Consider the following 16,827-nt stretch of genomic DNA (forward strand, 5'->3'; position numbering starts at 1 on the left):
TTCAAATTTCCCTTGCAGGACAGTCAGGTGCCAGGGTACACGCGCCGCACCTGGGTTTGCGGGCACGGCAGATATGCCGGCCGTGCAATATAAGGCGGTGGGAAAAAAGAGTCCATTCCTTTCTGGGCACGATCGCCATCAAATCCCGCTCGATTTTCTCCGGCGTTTTTTCCGCGGTCAACCCCAGCCGCCGGGCGAGCCGCTGCACGTGGGTATCTACCACCACACCATCATTGATGCCGAAGGCATTGCCCAGCACGACATTGGCGGTCTTGCGGCCGACACCCGGCAGCGCAGTCAGCTCAGCCATGCTGGCCGGCACCCGGCCGCCGTGCTCACTGACCAGGCGCTGCGCACAGGCGATGAGATGGCGCGCCTTGTTGCGAAAGAAACCCGTGGCATGAATCAGCTTTTCCACCTCGGCCGGCTTCGCCTGCGCCAGCGCCGCCGGCGTGGGAAAGGCGCGAAACAGGGCGGGCGTCACCTCATTGACGGTTTTGTCGGTGGATTGCGCTGATAAAATCGTGGCGACCAGCAGCTCAAAGGGGTTGCGATGCACCAGCGCGCAGGCGGCCGCGGGGTACAGCCGCCGCAGCGTGCGCACTACGCGCTGCCGCCGCGCCTTTTCCGCTGCCTCTGTCGTCCGGCTCATAAAATGGTCACGTCTCCGATCACGAAGGAGATGCGCACGTTCAGGCGCGCGGTGGCATGGTCATAATCCGGTGATTTGAACACTTTGTTGAGGCCCAGCCCGCTTTCCTTTTTGCCGAAAACCACCAGGTCGCCGATTCCCGTGCTCACATGCACCAGGCAGGGAATCGTCTTGGGCAAAATCAGGGTGGCGTCGCCGATAAAACCGGAGACAACCAAGGCGCGTTCGCCGCCCAAGATGGCAATGCCGGAGAGGTCGAATTTCTGTTCGCCGATGAAAGTGGAGACGGCCCCGCCCTTGAAATCATCGCTGCGCACTTGCAGGTGAATGTCGCCAATGAAGCGATTTTCGTTGAGGTAATCGCCGGCCACCGTGCTGCCGATGAAACTGGCACTGTCTGCGCCGGCTGTAGGGCTGACTGTAATCGTGCTTTCCTCCCGGTTTTTGGGAAACAAAATCATCCTGGCGCCGATGGCCACCAGAATCAGTGGCCAGAAGTTGCGAATCGTCTCCCGAAAACTCAGCAGCTCGAGCCGGTCGAGCAGCAGGAGTGTCCCCAACAGGATCAGCATCCCGCCCCAGAAAAACCGGCTGCCGGTGCACTCGTTTGCACTCATCTCTTTCTCCACGGCGATGCCATCATGATCGTTTGGCCTGAAACCATTGGGCGATTTCTTGGGCCGATTTCGTGTTCAGAACGTCGGCCTTGCGCAGCCAGCCCTTGCGGGCAATGCCCACGCCGTAAAAAATGTCCGCGATGCCCGCGCGGTCATGGGCATCGGGATTGATGCTGAGCAGCACGCCGCGATCGCGCGCATACTTGACGTAGCGCCAGTCCAAATCGAAGCGGTGCGGGCTGGCATTGATTTCGATGCTGACGCCCAGCTCGGCCGCCGCCTCGATCACGCGCTGATGGTTGATCGGATACCCGTCACGGCTGAGCAGCAACCGGCCGGTGGGGTGGCCGAGAATCCGCACCGCCGGGTGCTCCATGGCCTTGATCAAACGTTTGGTGGCCTGGGCCTCGCTCATGTTCATGCTGCTGTGGATGGAGGCGATCACAAAGTCGAAACTCGCCAGCACCTTGTCGGGATAGTCCAGTCTGCCGTCCGGCAGAATGTCGCATTCCGTGCCTTTGAAAATGTGAAAATTCCGGAAACCGGCATTGAGGCGGTCAATCTCGCGGTGCTGCTCCTTGACACGCTCCGGTGACAGGCCCTTGGCGTAGGCGACCGACATGCTGTGGTCGCAAATGCCGAGGTACTCGAAGCCCAACGCCTGGCACGCCTGCGCCATCTCGGCCAGCGAATTGGCGCCGTCGCTGTAGGTGGAATGGCAGTGCAGCACCCCGCGCACATCCTTTTTCTCCACCAGCACCGGAATCTCGTGCCGCAGCGCCGCTTCGATCTCGCCCATGTCTTCCCGCAACTCGGGCGGCACATAGCTCATGCCGAGCGCGGCAAAAAGAGCGGCTTCGTCCTCACAGCGAATCAGGGTCTCGCCCTGGAACAGGCCCCATTCACTCACCTTGATGCCGAGCTTGAGCGCGTGACTGCGCATGGCAATGTTGTGTTCCGCCGAGCCGGTCAGGTGATGGAGAAGATAAGGAAATTCCCGGTCGCTTGCCAGCCGCAAATCCGCCTGCATGCCGTTTGACAGCAGCACGGTGCTTTTGGTATCGCCCTGCGCAATGACGCTCTGCACGCCGGGCAGTGCGGTGAAAAACGCCATGATTGCGGCCCGGTCCGCCTTTTTGCAGCTCGCCACGATGTCAATATCCTTCACCGTTTCGCGGTGGCGGCGCAGGCTGCCGGCCAGCTCGGCGCGGATGACTTTGGCATGCGTTTTCACCGCCTCGAACAGGGGCCGTGCTGCCTGCTCGGCATGATGATACAGATGCCGGCTGGCATAGCGCCGGATCTGCGCGATGCCGTCCAGCAAGTTTTGCTGGCTTTTGGCACTGAAGCCCTCCAGCCCGGCGACACGACCCTCGCGGCAGGCTTTTTCCAGATCGTTGATCGAAGCCACGCCCAGCTCATCCAGCAATTTTCTGACCTTCTTGGGCCCCAGTCCGGGAATGTGCAGCAGCTCCATGATGCCCGGCGGAAAGGAGCGGCGCAGCTCCTCGTAGTATGTGAGTGTGCCCGTGGTCACCAGGGTGGTGATCTTCTCGGAAATCGCCTCGCCGATGCCCTTGATCTCGCGCAAGCGGTTGCCCGCGATCAGCTCGTGCAAATCCTCGGAAACGCCGCGCAGCGCGCGCGCCGCATTGGCATAGGCGCGTGTCTTGAAGGGGTTTTCGCCCTTGAGCTCCAACAGGGTGCCGATTTCTTCGAGAATTTCGATGACTTGTTTCTTGTCCATGGCGGTTTGTACTCACCGAGTTGATTTGACCAACATGGAGTTGCCCTGCCGCTCCCGGAGCCGCCTGGCTGCAGGCTTTCTTTGCAGTCCCGGATTCGGTCATCGCGATCGCCCTGGCGGCCCGGTTTCCGGAAAAACTCAGCGGTGGCTTGCAATCTCGGCCTGCAGCTCGCGCGCCGGTTGATACTGCGGCAGCCGCGCCAGGATTCTGGTCAGCACCTCCTGCGCGCGCGGACCATCCTGCAAAAGATGCCAATAGAATTTGGCAATTTCAACCCCCTGCTCCGGTCGCAGACGGCGCTGGCGTGCCGCCTGCTCCAGCCGGGCACGCACCTGCATGGTGTCGCCCGCCTGCCAGTAACAGCGGGTAAGCTCGAGCGCGGCCGCGAAGCTGGGAAAGGGGAATTTCGTTTCCGGCAGGATCTGTTCGAACCGCTGCAGCAGCGCCCGGGCTTGCTCCCGTGCGCCGCGGTGCAGCGCGTGCTGCACCAGCGTGAGAAAGTGAGAACGGTAGTGCTCTGCCACGCCGCGTTCCAGGTCGTCGAGATACACTTTGGGGTTGGCGAGATTGCGGTAGCGGTACACCGTGAGCAGGTTTGTCGCCAGCAGCTCCGGTGCTTCCGTGTGGCCGGGCACCGGCAGCAGCCGGCGCGCCAAACCCTCGTTGCGCAGATGGGGCTGCAAGCCGGCGAGGTTCTCGTTGGGAACGTCGCCGCCAAAATAGACCGGCCGCTGGAATTGATTGGCGGAGATGATGTCGATGATCAGGCGGTCTTGCGGCCGCAGGAAGCGGCCCTGATGGGTGGGATTCACGAGGATCGTCATGGCATATGGCGGCCTCGCGGAGTCGCCGGCCGTGGTGAAATCCCGCCATGCCGCGGCGTTGGTAATGGGAAGGTGAATCATCCGCGGTTCCGGCCAGGGCCGCAAACGCAGCGAGTCGGGCTCGCCGGCGCGCCGAGGAAGCGGCACGCGCGGCGGCCGCGTTTGCAGTTGTCGCACATACCAGGGCGCATGCAACAGGCCGAGGTTGACGACGCTCACGTCGCGGCGAAAGCGCTCAACTTGCTGCATATACCACAACGGAAAAGTGTCATGGTCGCCATTGGTGAAGAGAATGGCATCGGGTGCGCAGGTGCTCAGCAAGTTGCGGGCATAATCCGCGGCGGTGTAATTGCCTTGGCGATTCCGGCGGTGAAAATTATGCTGCAACAGATTGACCGGCACCGCCAGCACCAGCAACGAAGCCAGCCCGAGCTGGATGACGGTCAAGCGGTAGGGCGCGGCGGCGGCCTTCTCAAAAAGCATCTGCGCCCCCATGCCAATCCAAATCGCAAAGGCGAGGTAGGAACCCACATAGGCGTAATCGTGCTCGCGCGGCTGCCCCGGCGTCTGGTTGAGATAGATGACCAGGGCAAGGCCGGTCATCACGAACAACAGGGCCACCAGGCTGGCGTCTTGCGGGTGGCGGCGGAAGTGATAAAACATGCCGATCACGCCCAGCAGAAAGGGCAGCCCCCCAAGCCCCTGCCATAGCAGCGTGCCGCGTTGTTGTGCGGCCTCGCCGCTGCGGCCGAAGAACTGCCAGCCCAGGTAGCGCAGATACCTCGCTTTGATCTGATAATCCCACAGCGGCGCTTTGCGCACCAGCAGCCGGCTGAACAAGTCTTCGCCGCCATCTTGCTCGCGACTGAAATAGCTCGCGAGCTGCGTCCAGTTTTGGGGATCGTTCCCGTCGATCGCCGGATCGAGATTTGAACGAATGAACACGGTCAAATAAGTCGAATAACCGAGCACGATCAGGAACAAGGCGGCACCCGCAAGCCTTGCCATGGGGAACTCCCGGCGGCCGGCAGCGACCAGCACCATGAGCAGCCCGCACACCAAAGCCGGCACGCCTCCCAGTTTGGCAAGAGGCGCGGGCAAAGGAAGGCCTTGCAAACTGCCGGGTAGCAGAAAGCAAAGCGCCAAACCCAGCAGCAGCAGCAAGGCAAACCATTTGTGCCAGTGCCACGGCCGGGTTTCAAAATACATCAGCAGCAGTACCACAGGAATCGTCAGGACATTGAGCAGGTGCACACCCACCGCCAAAGCGATGAGATAGAGGGCGAGCACGAGGTGGCGCAGCGCCGGCAGGGTGGCTGGTGCCTCGGCCCAGCGCAGCGCCAGCCAGATGACCAGGGCGGTCAGGCAGAGGGAAAGCGCATGCACGTCGGCGCTCACGGCATTGAACCAGAAGCTGTCGCTGAAAGCCAGTGCCAGGCTGCCGAGCAGCGCGGCAACCACCTGCTGGCCGCTGGAGGTGGCAGGCAGGCAGCGGCGAAGCAGGCGCAGGATGATCAGGTAGGTGAGCAGAACCGTAACGGCGCTGGCAAGAGCGGAGATGAGATTGACGCGCCACGCAATTTCCCCGCCCAGCGGCAACAGCGTGAACAGCCGGCCGAGCAGCAAATAAAGCGGTGCGCCCGGTGGATGGGGCACACCCAAAATGTAAGCACACGCGATGAACTCCCCGGCATTCCCAAACGAAACAGTGGGTGCCAGAGTGCGCCAGTAGGTGGCGCAGCTCAACGCGGCCGCGAGCAAGGCACCCGGCGTGGTGAAGGAGGAACGGGTGAGTGGCGCAGACAGGTTCTGCATGCGGTGCGATTCCCGTGCTCGTCGAACAGGGCGTCTGTCAAATCATGCCGTGCCGGCGCAGGATGGTCAGCAGGAGTTGATCATAGCGCTGTGCCAGCAGATGGCTGGCGAAACCAATCCAGCCGATCTCCGCGGTGGCGTGCGTCGGCCCGTCGAAGGGCCGGCCGTCCGGCTGGCGGATCACGACCCCGGCCTCCTGCGCAATCAACCAGCCTGCCAGGTCATAAGGATGGGCGCAGAGCACGGTCGGCTCCGCGCGCGCGCGCCACTGCTGATTGAGCTGCGGCCGGATGTCGACCACCAGGCGATCCTGGCCGTGAATCAGCGCATAAATTTGGCCGCCAGTTGACAAATGTTGATCAGCAAAGGCTGCATTTTGCGCCACCGCCTCCCCGCCCAGCACAGCAAACAGAAAATCCTCCTCCAGGGCGGCCACCTGTTTTTTGCCGCGCGGAAAGAGATTGACAAACGTGATGAAACTGTGCTGCAAATCGGAGACGGGACGGGCATGCACTGGCGTCACCGCAAAAGCCTGCGTCAGCAAATTCTCCCGCCGTTGAAAGGCACCGCCGCCGGGCGTGGCCCACAGGGTGTCCGCCTGACAGCCTTTTGACGTGGGAATTTCGGTCTGCAGGGAAAAGATCGTTTCCGCCAGCCGCGATTCCGCGCCTTTGTCGGGCAGGATGGCGGAGAGAATCCAGCCGCTGGCTTTGCCATACATCACCAGGCGCGTGCCGTCGATGGGATCACACAGCACACGAAAACGCGGCGTGCCGCGGCCGAAAAAAATTTCCCCGCCCGATTCAAACTCGCCGGCCAGTACAAAGGCCGGCGCCGTGTGTTGATGGGCATCGAGATAGGCCAGCAGGCTGCGCTCGGCCACGGTGTCAATGCCAAAGATTGTGTCCATTTCGGCGTGCGCGGCCACCGCGGCGAGTTCCTGCGCGGCATCCTGTGCCAGCGCGCGCCGCACCTCTGCGCGCAGGTGGTGGTGGGCGTGCCAAAGCAGTTGCGCGAGGCTGCGCACCGGCGAATCCGCCGGCAGATTGAACTCGGGGGGATCAGCGGGAAGAGGGCTGGAAGTCGTCTTCATGGCCGGGATGATAATCAAATCACCGGCCAAAAACAAGCGCCGGCAGCGAGTCCTGCCGGCGCACGGAGCGACGACTTGCTATTCCCTGGGCGGGATTCTATATTCCGGCCGGTTGTTTGAGCGGCGGAGACACAACACCCCCGTCAGCTTGCAGCATGCTGTTCCTGTAAATCCTGTTTATCCCGTCAAGCTTTCCGGCAAGAATTTGGTCATTCGAAAAAACCGTCCGGGTGCCTGGAATGTTTGCCAGCCCGGCCGGCGAAGTGGATTCGAATCAAGATCGGCCCGGCGGTGGATTGCTGCGCGCGGCCAAACATTTACAAAAGCGAATTGTCTTCCGACAGCAGGAGTCATTTCATGTCAAAAGTTGACTGGTTTTATTGGCGGCCGGGTTGAAAGACCTGTGCCAAAACGCAAGAGTTTCTTGCGCAGCGTAAAGTCACACCTGTCGAGCAAGTCAGCACCAAAACGGTCAGGCTGCAACGCCGGGAAGCGCTGGCGCTCGCCCGCGAGGCTGACGAGCTGTATGCCACCAAAGGCCGGCGCATCGTTCATCTCGACTTGAAGAAGGACAAGCCCGACGAAGCGACGTTGCTGAGCTTGTTGCTCGGCCCCAGCGGCAATTTGCGCGCGCCGGTGTTGCGCAAGGGCCGCACTCTCATCGTCGGCTTCGATGAGGCGACCTACAAACGTTTGCTCGCCGAATAGTTGTGCCGCCGGGCCGGGATGCCGCTCTCTCGCAATACACAAGACGGGAGCGCCACATCACGCGGGTCAGGTTTTGGAGGCCGGGGTGTCAGGGCGCTGCGCAGGTGGCCGCGGAGGTCTCACCGGAGAGTTGCGGCATGACAGCGGCAATCCTTTCTCAAAGCGACGCAACCAGGCACGGCAGCAAGCATGCCGCCGCTTTTGTCCCAAAGAACGTTTTCCCGTTGTCGAACTGGCTGAAGAAGAGGAGGTGAGTGCATGAAGGTATTGGTCACCGGCTCGACCGGGCTGATCGGCTCGGCGTTGATTACAGCCCTGCATGCGCAGGGGCATCAAGTGGTGCGACTCGTACGGCAACCGGTCGTGAGCAATGAGCCTGCGGTAAAATGGGATCCTGCGGCCGGTACCATCGATGCCGCCGGCCTGGAAGGACTCGATGCCGTCGTGCATCTCGCCGGCGAGAGCATTGCCAGCCGTTGGACCGCCGCCAAAAAACGGCGCATCCGCGACAGTCGCGTCGCCGGCACGCAACTGCTGGCGCAAACGCTTGCCGCTCTCAAACAGCCACCCAGGACGCTGATCAGCGTCTCAGCCATTGGCTATTACGGCGACCGCGGCGACATGATTTTGCGGGAGGATAGCGGCCCGGGCACGGGCTTTCTTGCCGAAACCAGCGTGGCATGGGAACAGGCGGCACAACCGGCTGTGCAAGCCGGCATCCGTGTGGCGCATCCCCGTATCGGCATCGTCCTCACCACTGCCGGTGGGGCGTTGCAGCAAATGCTGCTGCCCTTCCGCCTGGGGATCGGTGGCGTACTGGGCAGCGGCAAACAGTATTGGAGTTGGATTGCCTTCGAGGACGTGATCGGCGGGTTGCTGTATGCCCTGCACAATGAGAATCTCCGCGGCCCGTTCAATCTCGTTGCGCCGCAACCGGTCACCAATCGCGAATTCACCAAAACGCTGGGTCGCGTGCTTGCCCGGCCAACTTTCCTGCCGGCGCCGGAGTTTGCGCTGCGCCTGCTGCTCGGTGAAATGGCTGAAGGCCTGCTGTTCGCCAGTGCGCGCGTCGAGCCGGCAAAGTTGCTGGACATGGGCTACCGGTTCCGCTATCCAGCCCTGGAAGAGGCCCTGCGCGCGTTGTTCAGATGAAATCACTGCCGGCAGGCAGGGCAGCTCCGTTTGATCAGTCAAGCTCTTGCCAAACCGGCCGCAGGAACAATACCAGCAATGCCAGCGCCAGCGGCACACGCAGCATGTGGGCCGACCAGCCTGTGGTGTAGAATGCGATGGCCATCACCACCAGGGCGCTCAAGCAGAGCAGCCAAAAGCCCCACTTTTGCCAAAACCACAGCGCGATCACGGCGGCGAAGGTGACCAGGGGGTTGGCGGCATAAATCTGCCAGAGCGCCGGCGTGAACTTGGAGTATTGTGTGAGAAAATCAACCCGCTTGCTCAGCCCCAGGTAAAGACCAAAAAGATTGAGCAGCGCGAGCAGCACCAGAATGGCAGTCAGCGCCGACGGTCGTTTGGGCCGGCGCCTGGCTGGTTGACAGAGAATGGCAGGCGTTCGCGCGCCCTTCATTGTGCCGCAGACAATTGCGCAATCATCGCCGGGCACGGCGATGGCTTGCCGGCAGGAATTCAGAATGGAGCAGCGCCGTTGCAAACTCCCGGCAATGGCCGCTCTCCATCTTGTGCACTTTGCTGCCAAGCAGAGATTATACCCAGGCGGGAATCAACCCTTCACCAAACCGATGAGGTTGCCCTCGGGATCTTGGAACAGCGCGAAGGTCACCATGTTGGGAATCTCGGTGGTCGGCATGATGGTCTTGGCGCCCAGGCTCTCGGCCTTCTTGAGGTAGGCGTCGGTGTCGTCGACTTGGACGTACACGGTGACATAACCCGGCGCGCCGTCCCCGGTCTGGCCGATGCCGCCGCCGATGCTGCCCTTGCCGACTTCCGTGCCGTTGGCGATCGGTTGCACCAGGCCGTAGTTCATCGCCTCGAGGTTTTGAATCTCCCAGCCAAAAAGCTTGCCGTAAAAGCTCTGCAACTTTCTGGCGTCTTTGCCCATGATTTCGAAATGGACCACCGGTGTTGCTGCCATGTTTTGCCTCCTTTGATGGATGAGATGGTTGCTGGAACGGTGTTGAGGGATGTCATTGCTCCGGGAATTGACCGCCCGGCCGCAGTTGCGCGTGTGACGTGCCGGAGAGGCCTGGCTCATCGGCGTGCCGTTTTTTTTCACGGACAAGCAATGTCCCTCCCATGGTTGAATTGTTGCGACTGCAGGGTTGGCCCATCGCCCGCCTTGGGCGGAATCTTCGACAGCAGCCTTGCCGGCGTGCAACGGCATATGAAGGCAAAACCGCCGTGCAAATGCAAATCATTTCTGCTGAACGGCCGGGGGGCAAAGAAAAAAGGCTTGGCAGCAAAGGGAGTTTTTGCTATAATCCCCCCGCGAACGACAGGAGGGTGCCCGTGCAACTGCCGGCGCGAAGGTCCGGTGGTTGTCTCTCCGATCACATGCCTCTGAACCTCACAACTTGCGAGTTCGACTTTGACCGTCACCGGCATTTTGGAAATCGAGGCGAAAGGCTTCGGTTTTTTGCGGCAAATCAAGAACAATCTCAACCGCCTGCCCACTGACGTTTTCATTCCGCCACCCTTGATTCAGGCCCATCGTCTGCTGCCCGGCGTTGAGCTGGAAGTCGCGGCGCAGCAGGAGAAGGACGGCAAACTGCGCGCGCAGAGCGTGCAGACCATTCAGGGCATGCCGCCGGAAGCCTGGCAGGCCCTGCCGCGTCTGGAAGACCTGCCCGCCATTTCACCCCGGAAACCGCTCTGGCTGGAATGTGAGCCGGCGGGCTACAGCCAGCGCCTGATCGACCTCTTCGCGCCGTTGGGCGAGGGCCAGCGCGCCCTGATCGTTGCGCCGCCACGCTCCGGCAAGACCATGATGCTGCAACAGATTGCCGCTGCGCTGGCACACAATCATCCGCACCAGCAACTCTACGTGCTGCTGCTCGATGAACGACCCGAGGAGGTCACCGAGTTCCGGCGCAGCATTCGCGGCCAGGTCTTCTCCAGCAGTTATGATGACCATCTCGGCAATCACCTGCGCCTGGCAAAGCTGGTGCTGGAATTCGTCAAACGGCGGACCGAAGCCGGCGGCGACGTCGTCCTGCTCATTGACTCGCTCACCCGCACCGGCCGCGCGTTCAATGCCGGCCAGCAGGGCAGCGGCCGCCTGATGACCGGCGGCCTGGATGCCCGCGCCCTCGAAGTCCCCAAGCGGATTTTCGGCGCCGCGCGCAAGATCGAAAACGCCGGCTCCCTCACCATCATCGCCACCATTCTCACCGACACCGGCTCGCGCATGGATGATTTCATTTTCGAGGAATTCAAAGGCACCGGCAACATGGAACTGGTGCTGGATCGCAGTCTGGCGGAAGAACGGCTCTATCCCGCCATCAATCTGCGCGCCAGCAGCACGCGGCGCGAAGAATTGCTGTTCGGCGAGGCGGGCGCGGCCCATCAGAAACTGCGCCGCGCCATCAGTGATCTCTCCCCCAAAGACGCCCTGCAAAAACTGCTCAAGCTGCTGGCCATGTTTCCCACCAATGCCGCGCTGTTGCAGAAATTTTCCCAATAAGCCCGGCGCCGTCGCATTGCCCCGGGCAGAAAACCCGCCGGAAGGAGGACAATCGTGAAGCTGTGGCGCACGAGCCTGGCACGCATTGCGGGCCTCAATGAAAAAATCGGCACCGCCGTCTCCTGGCTCACCACCGGGATGATGCTGCTGGTCTGTTACGACGTCTTCACCCGCTATCTGCTCAAACGCAGCAGTGTGGCGGTGCAGGAGCTGGAATGGCATCTCTTTGCCGTGCTCTTCCTGCTGGGAGCCGGCTTCACCCTCAAACACGACCGCCATGTGCGCGTCGATCTCTTCTATGCACGCCTGCCGCAAAAAGGCCGCGCCTGGATCGACCTGTTCGGCAGCCTGTTCTTCCTCATCCCCTTTGCCGCCATGATTATTTGGACTTCCCTCACCTTCGTCAAGAACGCCTGGCTCATCGGCGAGACCTCGCCGGATCCCGGCGGCCTGCCGGCGCGCTATCTCATCAAGGCGGCCATCCCGGTCGGCTTCGCGCTTTTGTTGCTGCAAGCCTTGGCGGTGGCCGGGGAAGCCCTGCGGGTGATTCTGGGTCTGCCACTTTCGCCGCGGGAGGAGAAGAAATGAGTGACGCCGCCCCCTTGTTGCTTTTCCTCGTGCTGTTTGTGCTGCTGTTGCCCGGCTATCCGGTGGCGTTTACACTCGGCGGGGTGTCGCTGCTCTTTGGCGTGTTCACCTTCGGACTGGACTTTTTCAATCTGCTGCCGCTGCGCATTTGGGGCGTGATGACCAACTACGTGCTGCTCGCCGTGCCGCTGTTCGTTTACATGGGTGTGATGCTGGAGAAATCCGGCCTGGCGGAAGAGCTGCTGGAAACCATGGCCCTGCTCTTTGGCCGCTTGCGCGGCGGACTGGCCGTCGCTGTCGTCATCGTCGGCGCGCTGCTCGCCGCCACCACCGGCATTGTGGGCGCGACCGTGGTCACCATGGGGCTGTTGAGCCTGCCCACCATGCTCAAGCGCGGCTACAGCCCGGAGCTGACCACCGGCACGATTGCCGCCTCCGGCACCCTGGGCCAGATCATTCCGCCGAGCATCGTGCTGGTCTTGCTGGGCAGCGTTCTCAATGTGCCGATCGGCGATTTGTTCATCGGCGCGTTTGTGCCCGGCATGCTGCTCGTGGGGTTTTATCTGTTGTGGATCGTGCTCGTCACCCGGCTCGCGCCGCACGCCGCGCCCGCCATGCCGGCCGAGGAGCGGGCGCGCTTTCGCGGCGCGGCCATGGTGCGCAAAGTGACCGTGGCTTTCCTGCCGCCGTTTCTCCTGATGGTTGCGGTGCTGGGCTCGATCTTCTTCGGCATCGCCTCGCCCACCGAAGCCGCCGCGGTCGGCGCTTTGGGCGCCACGGTGCTGACCCTGCTGCAGAAGCGTTTGAATCTCGCCACCCTGCGACTGGTCATGCGCGAAACAACCTTTCTGACCAGCATGGTGTTCATCATTCTCGTCGGTGCCACCGCCTTCGGGCTGGTGTTTCGCGGCCTGCATGGCGATCGCTATCTCACCGAGCTGATTTTGCACGCCAATCTCAGCCCGCACGCCTTTCTGGCGCTGGTGATGCTGGTGGTGTTCCTCGCCGGTTTCTTCATCGACTTCATCGAGATCATCTTCATCATCGTGCCGGTGGTCGCGCCGATTTTCATCAAAATGCAGGTGGATTTGCTCTGGCTCGGCATTCTGCTGGCGCTCAACCTGCAAACCTCGTTTCTCACCCCGCCCTTCGGATTCTCGCTGTTCTATCTCAAAGGCGTTGCGCCCGCCGAAGTGACGACGGCGCACATCTATCGTGGCGTGGTGCCCTACATCCTGCTGCAACTGCTCACCCTGCTGCTGGTGATCTTCCTGCCGCAACTCGCCACCTGGCTGCCGCAATTCATGGGACAGTGAAGCCCCGGCGGCCTGCCCTCTGCCGTCCAACAGACATTGCCGGCCGAAATGCCCACCCGCCAGGCCCATCCCCGAAACAAAAAACGTCCGGGCGCAGCCAGCGTCCGGACGTTGAACCTGAAACCAACGCCTCCGCGTTCACTCTGAAATACGGAGCCGCCGCGGAGGTCATGCGGAAACGATCGCATCACGGCAGCCGGCACCGCGCCACCCTGTGCACTACAATCTCTCCTCCATGGCGATGCCCGGGTTCCACCAGAACGCACGGCGCGTGCCTGCGCGCTGCCATGCCCGCATGGACACCCCTCGGAATGAAAATGTAGCGCAGACCTCTTGTCTGCAGCAGGCTGGAAGCCTGCGCCACGGCATTTTCGTGGTCATCTTCCCGAGTACCGCGATTGATGCTTATTCTGACATTATCCCAAGCACTCAAGAAGATTCTCACAGAATGGCATTGGCGGGGTGGAGGTGCCAACTTAACGTCGTACCACTAGTTGAACAAATACCGCAATCCCACCTGAATTTGCCAGCGTGAATTCAAGCCGGCATCATCGATGAAGGTCTCGGACGGGCCGACAAAGTTGAAGATCGGTTCGCCCTGGTTGTCAAAACCGGCCAGGCGCAGCGGGGAGGTCGCGGCCGCGCTCGCCACCTTGCGCACGCCCCAGCTCGAATTGATCAGGTTGGGAAGGTTGAGAATGTCGAGGCTCAACTGAATGGTTTGCCGCCGGGCGCCGGCAGTGAAGGAAAAATCCTGCAGCACGCGCAAATCGATGTTGTAATACCACGGATTCACCGCGCCAAAGCGCTCCGCAATCTCGCCGCGATGCCGGCTCAAGTATTTGTCCTGCGTGATGAAAGCATCCAGCGCATGCCATTGCTCCTGCGCCGAAATCGTGCGGCCGCTGCCGTCGGTGTAGGCCGCCAGGTTGATGTCATTTTGATCCCGCGGAATGTAGATCAAATCATTGCCGCCCTGGCCGTCGCCGTTGACATCGCCGGAGTAAATGTAGGAATAGCGGTTGCCGCCCGAGCCGGCAAAACGGTTGCCCTCCGCCACCTCCAAAAACAAGCCCGCATGCGTCGCCAGGCTGCCCGACCAGCTCTTGCGATAGGTCGCGCTGCCCACGATGCGATGGCGCTGGCCGAACTCTGAGTAGCTCAGCTCCGGCAGATTGGGGTTGCCCTGCACCGGTTGATTTTGCCAGAGCACACTGGCAATTTCCGTGGATTTCAACTGGTTCTTGGCCTGGGTGAAGCTGTAGGCCAGGCTGGTGTTCAAACCGTTGCGGAAGCTCTTGCGCAACTGTGCCGTCACGTTGAGATTGTACCCGTCGCTGGTGTTGTCGATCACATAAATGCCGGCACCGCCGTCGGGATTCAGCTCGTTGGCGCCGAAGCCGCCGTAATACGGCCGGCCGTCACGCAAAAACCGCCGCGGCGCCACGAGATCGGCATTGCGCATGAACACGGCGTTGAGATCGTTGCCGTAAACCACTTCCAGCGTGCCCAGCAGGTCGCCGGGCAACTGCTTGTCGATGGCGAGATTGGTGACCCAGACTTGCGGAAACTTGAAATCCGGATCCATGGCGTTGAGGTCGAACGACTGCTGCAGAATGGCGTCGTCGCTGGTTTTGTGGGCCTGCGGCACATTGGTAATTGCCGGATAGAGGTTGGGATTGGCGCCGGGATTGGAAATCACGTTGCCGATCCACACGAACGGCACACGGCCGGTGAAAATGCCGGTGCCGCCGCGCACTTGCAGCGAGCGGTCACCCCGCACATCCCAGTTGAAACCCACCCGCGGCGAGAACAGCGGCGTGGCGCCCGGCAGTTTGCTCTGATCCACGATTTCGGGGTTGCCCTTCTCATCCAGCGCCCTCAGCCCGCGCGAAAAAGGATTGTCCACCGGGTCGGTGAAGTACATCGGAAAATCGACGCGCAGGCCGTAGGTCAGGTTGAACAACGGCGACACTTGAAACTCATCCTGCGCATAGAGGCCGAGCTGGCCGACATCGATGTTCTCACCCTTGAACGGCCCCTTGCCGATCAACCCTCTGAAGTTGAACGGGCCGCCGGGCCGGTTGGGGTCGGTGAGCGCGAAGAATTCCTCCAAGGAAGAGAATGTCGTGCCGATGCCGGTGGCCGGGGGCAGGAAGAACACGCCGTGGCGGAAAATGTTGAAGGAGTTGAAAAACGAGAAATACTCGAAATTGGCGCCCACGGTGAACACGTGCCGGCCGGAGAACAGGCTCAGGTTGTTGGTGAATTGCAAGACGTCCTGATCCAGGATGTTGTGAATCGAAAACGGCTCATGGCCCACGGTGGTGTAGGTCACGCCCGCCTCGCCGATCTCGATGGTGGGAAAATCGGGGCTGAAAGGCTGGCGAAAATCGCGGAAGCGGTTGTAGCTCGCGAAGAAGCGGTTGGCCAGCTTGTTTGAGCGACTGTTGAGCTCGAAGGCAAAGGAATGCAGCTCGTTGTTGATGGCGTAGCCGGAATTTTGAAACGGCAGGCTCGCCTCGTTGGGGCCGCGGCCGGTGTTGTTGAAGCTCAGCACGAAGGGATGCGGCGGCAGGTCGCGCACGGCATCCAGCAAATTGTAGCGGAAGGTGGCGGTGTGGTTGTCGTTGATGTTCCAATCCAGCTTGGCCAGCAGCTTGTTGTTGTCGGTTTCGTGGATGAAGCCGTCGTAGGCGCCGGGGTCATAGTTGTAGACGCTGATCATGCGCTGGCGGATTTGATCCATCACCGCGGCCTGCACGCGCGAGACGCCGAAACCGGCGGTGCCGCGGTTGGCGACGAAATTCGTGCCGGGATCATCGCGGCGCTCCAGCTCGCCATTCAGGAAAAAGAACAGTTTGTTTTTCACCAGCGGCCCGCTCACCGTGAAACCCGACTGGTTGAAGGCGAGATCGGGATTGGCGATGACTTTCCTGCCCCGCACCTTGTTGCCCAGCAGGTTTTCGTTGCGCACAAAGCTGTACACCGAGGCCTTGAATTCGTTGCTGCCACTCTTGGTGACGGTGTTGATGCCGGCGCCGGTGAAGCCGCCCTCCCGCACATCGAACGGCGCAATCGAGACCTGCACCTGCTCGACCGCATCGTAGGGCACCGGCTCGGCATTGGTCTGGCCGCCGGGCGCCGGGTCATCCAGCCCGAAGGGGTTGTTGAAGTAGGAGCCGTCGAGCGAGATATTGTTGTACAGCCAGTTGCGGCCGCCAAAGCTGAAATTGCCGTCGCTGCGCGGATCCAGGCGGGTGAGATCGCGCGTGCTGCGCTTCACCGAAGGCAGCACCACCACCTGCGCCGGCTTGATGAAGGTCGCCGCGCCGGTGCGATCCCTGTTCAAAACCTCGTCCTGCTCGGCAGACACCTCGATGCCCTCCATCGTCAGGGCCTCTTCCACCAGCTTGAACTCCAGGCTCACGGTTTGGCCCAGATTCAGGTGAATGTTCTCCCGCTTCTGCGGCTTGAAGCCGATCAGACTCACCGTCACGGTGTAGGGCCCGCCCACTTTCATGTTGGGGATGTTGAAGGCGCCGCCGCTGCGTGTGGCGGTGCCGTAGTGCGTGCCGCTGGGTTCGTGAATCGCAATGACTGCGGCCGCGCCGGGCAGCGGCTGACCCTGGCTGTCGGTGACGATCCCACTCATTGCCGCGGTGGTGACGCCCTGTCCCTGAACGCGGCTGGTGACCAACAGGAGAGCGCAGAGGCCAAACCACCACCATGCCCCTGCCCGCCCCAAGCGAATGGCGTCGCATTTCATGCTTCTGCCTCCTTGTTGAAGGGTGAACTGCCACAGTGA

13 protein-coding genes and 1 pseudogene are annotated in these 16,827 nt (G+C 61.5%); 5 read left to right on the forward strand and 9 right to left on the reverse strand.

The genetic code is table 11. The features are described from left to right. Window position 1 precedes the first annotated feature (1 nt). The 6 genes from nth to ONB52_16655 form a co-directional block, all read right to left on the reverse strand. On the reverse strand, window positions 2-652 hold the full coding sequence (gene nth / locus ONB52_16630; protein ID MDZ7417763.1) for an endonuclease III: 651 nt from the start codon (window positions 650-652) through the stop codon (window positions 2-4). Beyond that, complete coding sequence (gene liaF / locus ONB52_16635) at window positions 649-1,269, reverse strand: cell wall-active antibiotics response protein LiaF (protein MDZ7417764.1); 621 nt, start codon at window positions 1,267-1,269, stop codon at window positions 649-651. Before liaF ends, nth begins: the two co-directional genes overlap by 4 nt. Before the next feature lie 22 nt (window positions 1,270-1,291). Further along, window positions 1,292-3,016: a DNA polymerase/3'-5' exonuclease PolX gene (polX, locus tag ONB52_16640; protein MDZ7417765.1), complete on the reverse strand. Its 1,725-nt coding sequence runs from the start codon at window positions 3,014-3,016 to the stop codon at window positions 1,292-1,294. A 138-nt stretch (window positions 3,017-3,154) separates the two neighbouring features. Further along, entirely contained in the window at window positions 3,155-5,656 is a 2,502-nt protein-coding gene (locus ONB52_16645) for a DUF2723 domain-containing protein (GenBank protein MDZ7417766.1), read from the reverse strand. 37 nt (window positions 5,657-5,693) lie between these two features. Continuing rightward, window positions 5,694-6,749 carry a hypothetical protein gene (locus ONB52_16650; protein ID MDZ7417767.1) on the reverse strand — a complete coding sequence of 352 codons (1,056 nt, stop codon included), beginning with the start codon at window positions 6,747-6,749 and terminating at the stop codon, window positions 5,694-5,696. 360 nt (window positions 6,750-7,109) lie between these two features. Further along, on the reverse strand, window positions 7,110-7,304 hold the full coding sequence (locus ONB52_16655) for a hypothetical protein (GenBank protein ID MDZ7417768.1): 195 nt from the start codon (window positions 7,302-7,304) through the stop codon (window positions 7,110-7,112). Here ONB52_16655 and ONB52_16660 point away from each other — a divergent pair. After that, window positions 7,209-7,457: pseudogene (locus tag ONB52_16660) on the forward strand (ArsC family (seleno)protein). The gene ONB52_16655 and the pseudogene ONB52_16660 sit on opposite strands and share 96 nt — an antisense overlap. 258 nt (window positions 7,458-7,715) lie before the next feature. Then, window positions 7,716-8,609: a TIGR01777 family oxidoreductase gene (locus tag ONB52_16665; protein MDZ7417769.1), complete on the forward strand. Its 894-nt coding sequence runs from the start codon at window positions 7,716-7,718 to the stop codon at window positions 8,607-8,609. 34 nt (window positions 8,610-8,643) lie between these two features. On the opposite strand, the gene ONB52_16670 is transcribed toward ONB52_16665, so the two are convergent. After that, entirely contained in the window at window positions 8,644-9,042 is a 399-nt protein-coding gene (locus ONB52_16670; protein MDZ7417770.1) for a hypothetical protein, read from the reverse strand. 153 nt (window positions 9,043-9,195) lie between these two features. Continuing rightward, entirely contained in the window at window positions 9,196-9,567 is a 372-nt protein-coding gene (locus ONB52_16675) for a VOC family protein (GenBank protein ID MDZ7417771.1), read from the reverse strand. Between the two features lie 453 nt (window positions 9,568-10,020). Here ONB52_16675 and rho point away from each other — a divergent pair, with 453 nt between their 5' ends. The 3 genes from rho to ONB52_16690 are packed head-to-tail and all read left to right on the forward strand — an operon-like array spanning window position 10,021 to window position 13,019. Next, a complete protein-coding gene (gene rho, locus ONB52_16680; GenBank protein ID MDZ7417772.1) occupies window positions 10,021-11,115 on the forward strand; it encodes a transcription termination factor Rho in 1,095 nt (364 codons plus the stop codon). A 60-nt stretch (window positions 11,116-11,175) separates the two neighbouring features. Next, window positions 11,176-11,703 carry a TRAP transporter small permease subunit gene (locus ONB52_16685; protein ID MDZ7417773.1) on the forward strand — a complete coding sequence of 176 codons (528 nt, stop codon included), beginning with the start codon at window positions 11,176-11,178 and terminating at the stop codon, window positions 11,701-11,703. Then, a complete protein-coding gene (locus tag ONB52_16690; protein MDZ7417774.1) occupies window positions 11,700-13,019 on the forward strand; it encodes a TRAP transporter large permease subunit in 1,320 nt (439 codons plus the stop codon). The genes ONB52_16685 and ONB52_16690 overlap by 4 nt, the downstream gene beginning before the upstream one ends. Before the next feature lie 490 nt (window positions 13,020-13,509). Here ONB52_16690 and ONB52_16695 read toward each other — a convergent pair whose 3' ends face one another. Continuing rightward, window positions 13,510-16,788: a TonB-dependent receptor gene (locus ONB52_16695; protein ID MDZ7417775.1), complete on the reverse strand. Its 3,279-nt coding sequence runs from the start codon at window positions 16,786-16,788 to the stop codon at window positions 13,510-13,512. Window positions 16,789-16,827: the final 39 nt, after the last annotated feature.

This window comes from candidate division KSB1 bacterium (assembly GCA_034506255.1).
Taxonomy (GTDB): domain Bacteria; phylum Zhuqueibacterota; class Zhuqueibacteria; order Zhuqueibacterales; family Zhuqueibacteraceae; genus Coneutiohabitans; species Coneutiohabitans thermophilus.

Coding starts and splice junctions, on each gene's coding strand:
- nth (MDZ7417763.1), bottom strand. CDS start 652: ATGAGCCGGACGACAGAGGCAGCGGAAAAGGCGCGGCGGCAGCGCGTA.
- liaF (MDZ7417764.1), bottom strand. CDS start 1,269: ATGAGTGCAAACGAGTGCACCGGCAGCCGGTTTTTCTGGGGCGGGATG.
- polX (MDZ7417765.1), bottom strand. CDS start 3,016: ATGGACAAGAAACAAGTCATCGAAATTCTCGAAGAAATCGGCACCCTG.
- ONB52_16645 (MDZ7417766.1), bottom strand. CDS start 5,656: ATGCAGAACCTGTCTGCGCCACTCACCCGTTCCTCCTTCACCACGCCG.
- ONB52_16650 (MDZ7417767.1), bottom strand. CDS start 6,749: ATGAAGACGACTTCCAGCCCTCTTCCCGCTGATCCCCCCGAGTTCAAT.
- ONB52_16655 (MDZ7417768.1), bottom strand. CDS start 7,304: ATGAACGATGCGCCGGCCTTTGGTGGCATACAGCTCGTCAGCCTCGCG.
- ONB52_16665 (MDZ7417769.1), top strand. CDS start 7,716: ATGAAGGTATTGGTCACCGGCTCGACCGGGCTGATCGGCTCGGCGTTG.
- ONB52_16670 (MDZ7417770.1), bottom strand. CDS start 9,042: ATGAAGGGCGCGCGAACGCCTGCCATTCTCTGTCAACCAGCCAGGCGC.
- ONB52_16675 (MDZ7417771.1), bottom strand. CDS start 9,567: ATGGCAGCAACACCGGTGGTCCATTTCGAAATCATGGGCAAAGACGCC.
- ONB52_16690 (MDZ7417774.1), top strand. CDS start 11,700: ATGAGTGACGCCGCCCCCTTGTTGCTTTTCCTCGTGCTGTTTGTGCTG.
- ONB52_16695 (MDZ7417775.1), bottom strand. CDS start 16,788: ATGAAATGCGACGCCATTCGCTTGGGGCGGGCAGGGGCATGGTGGTGG.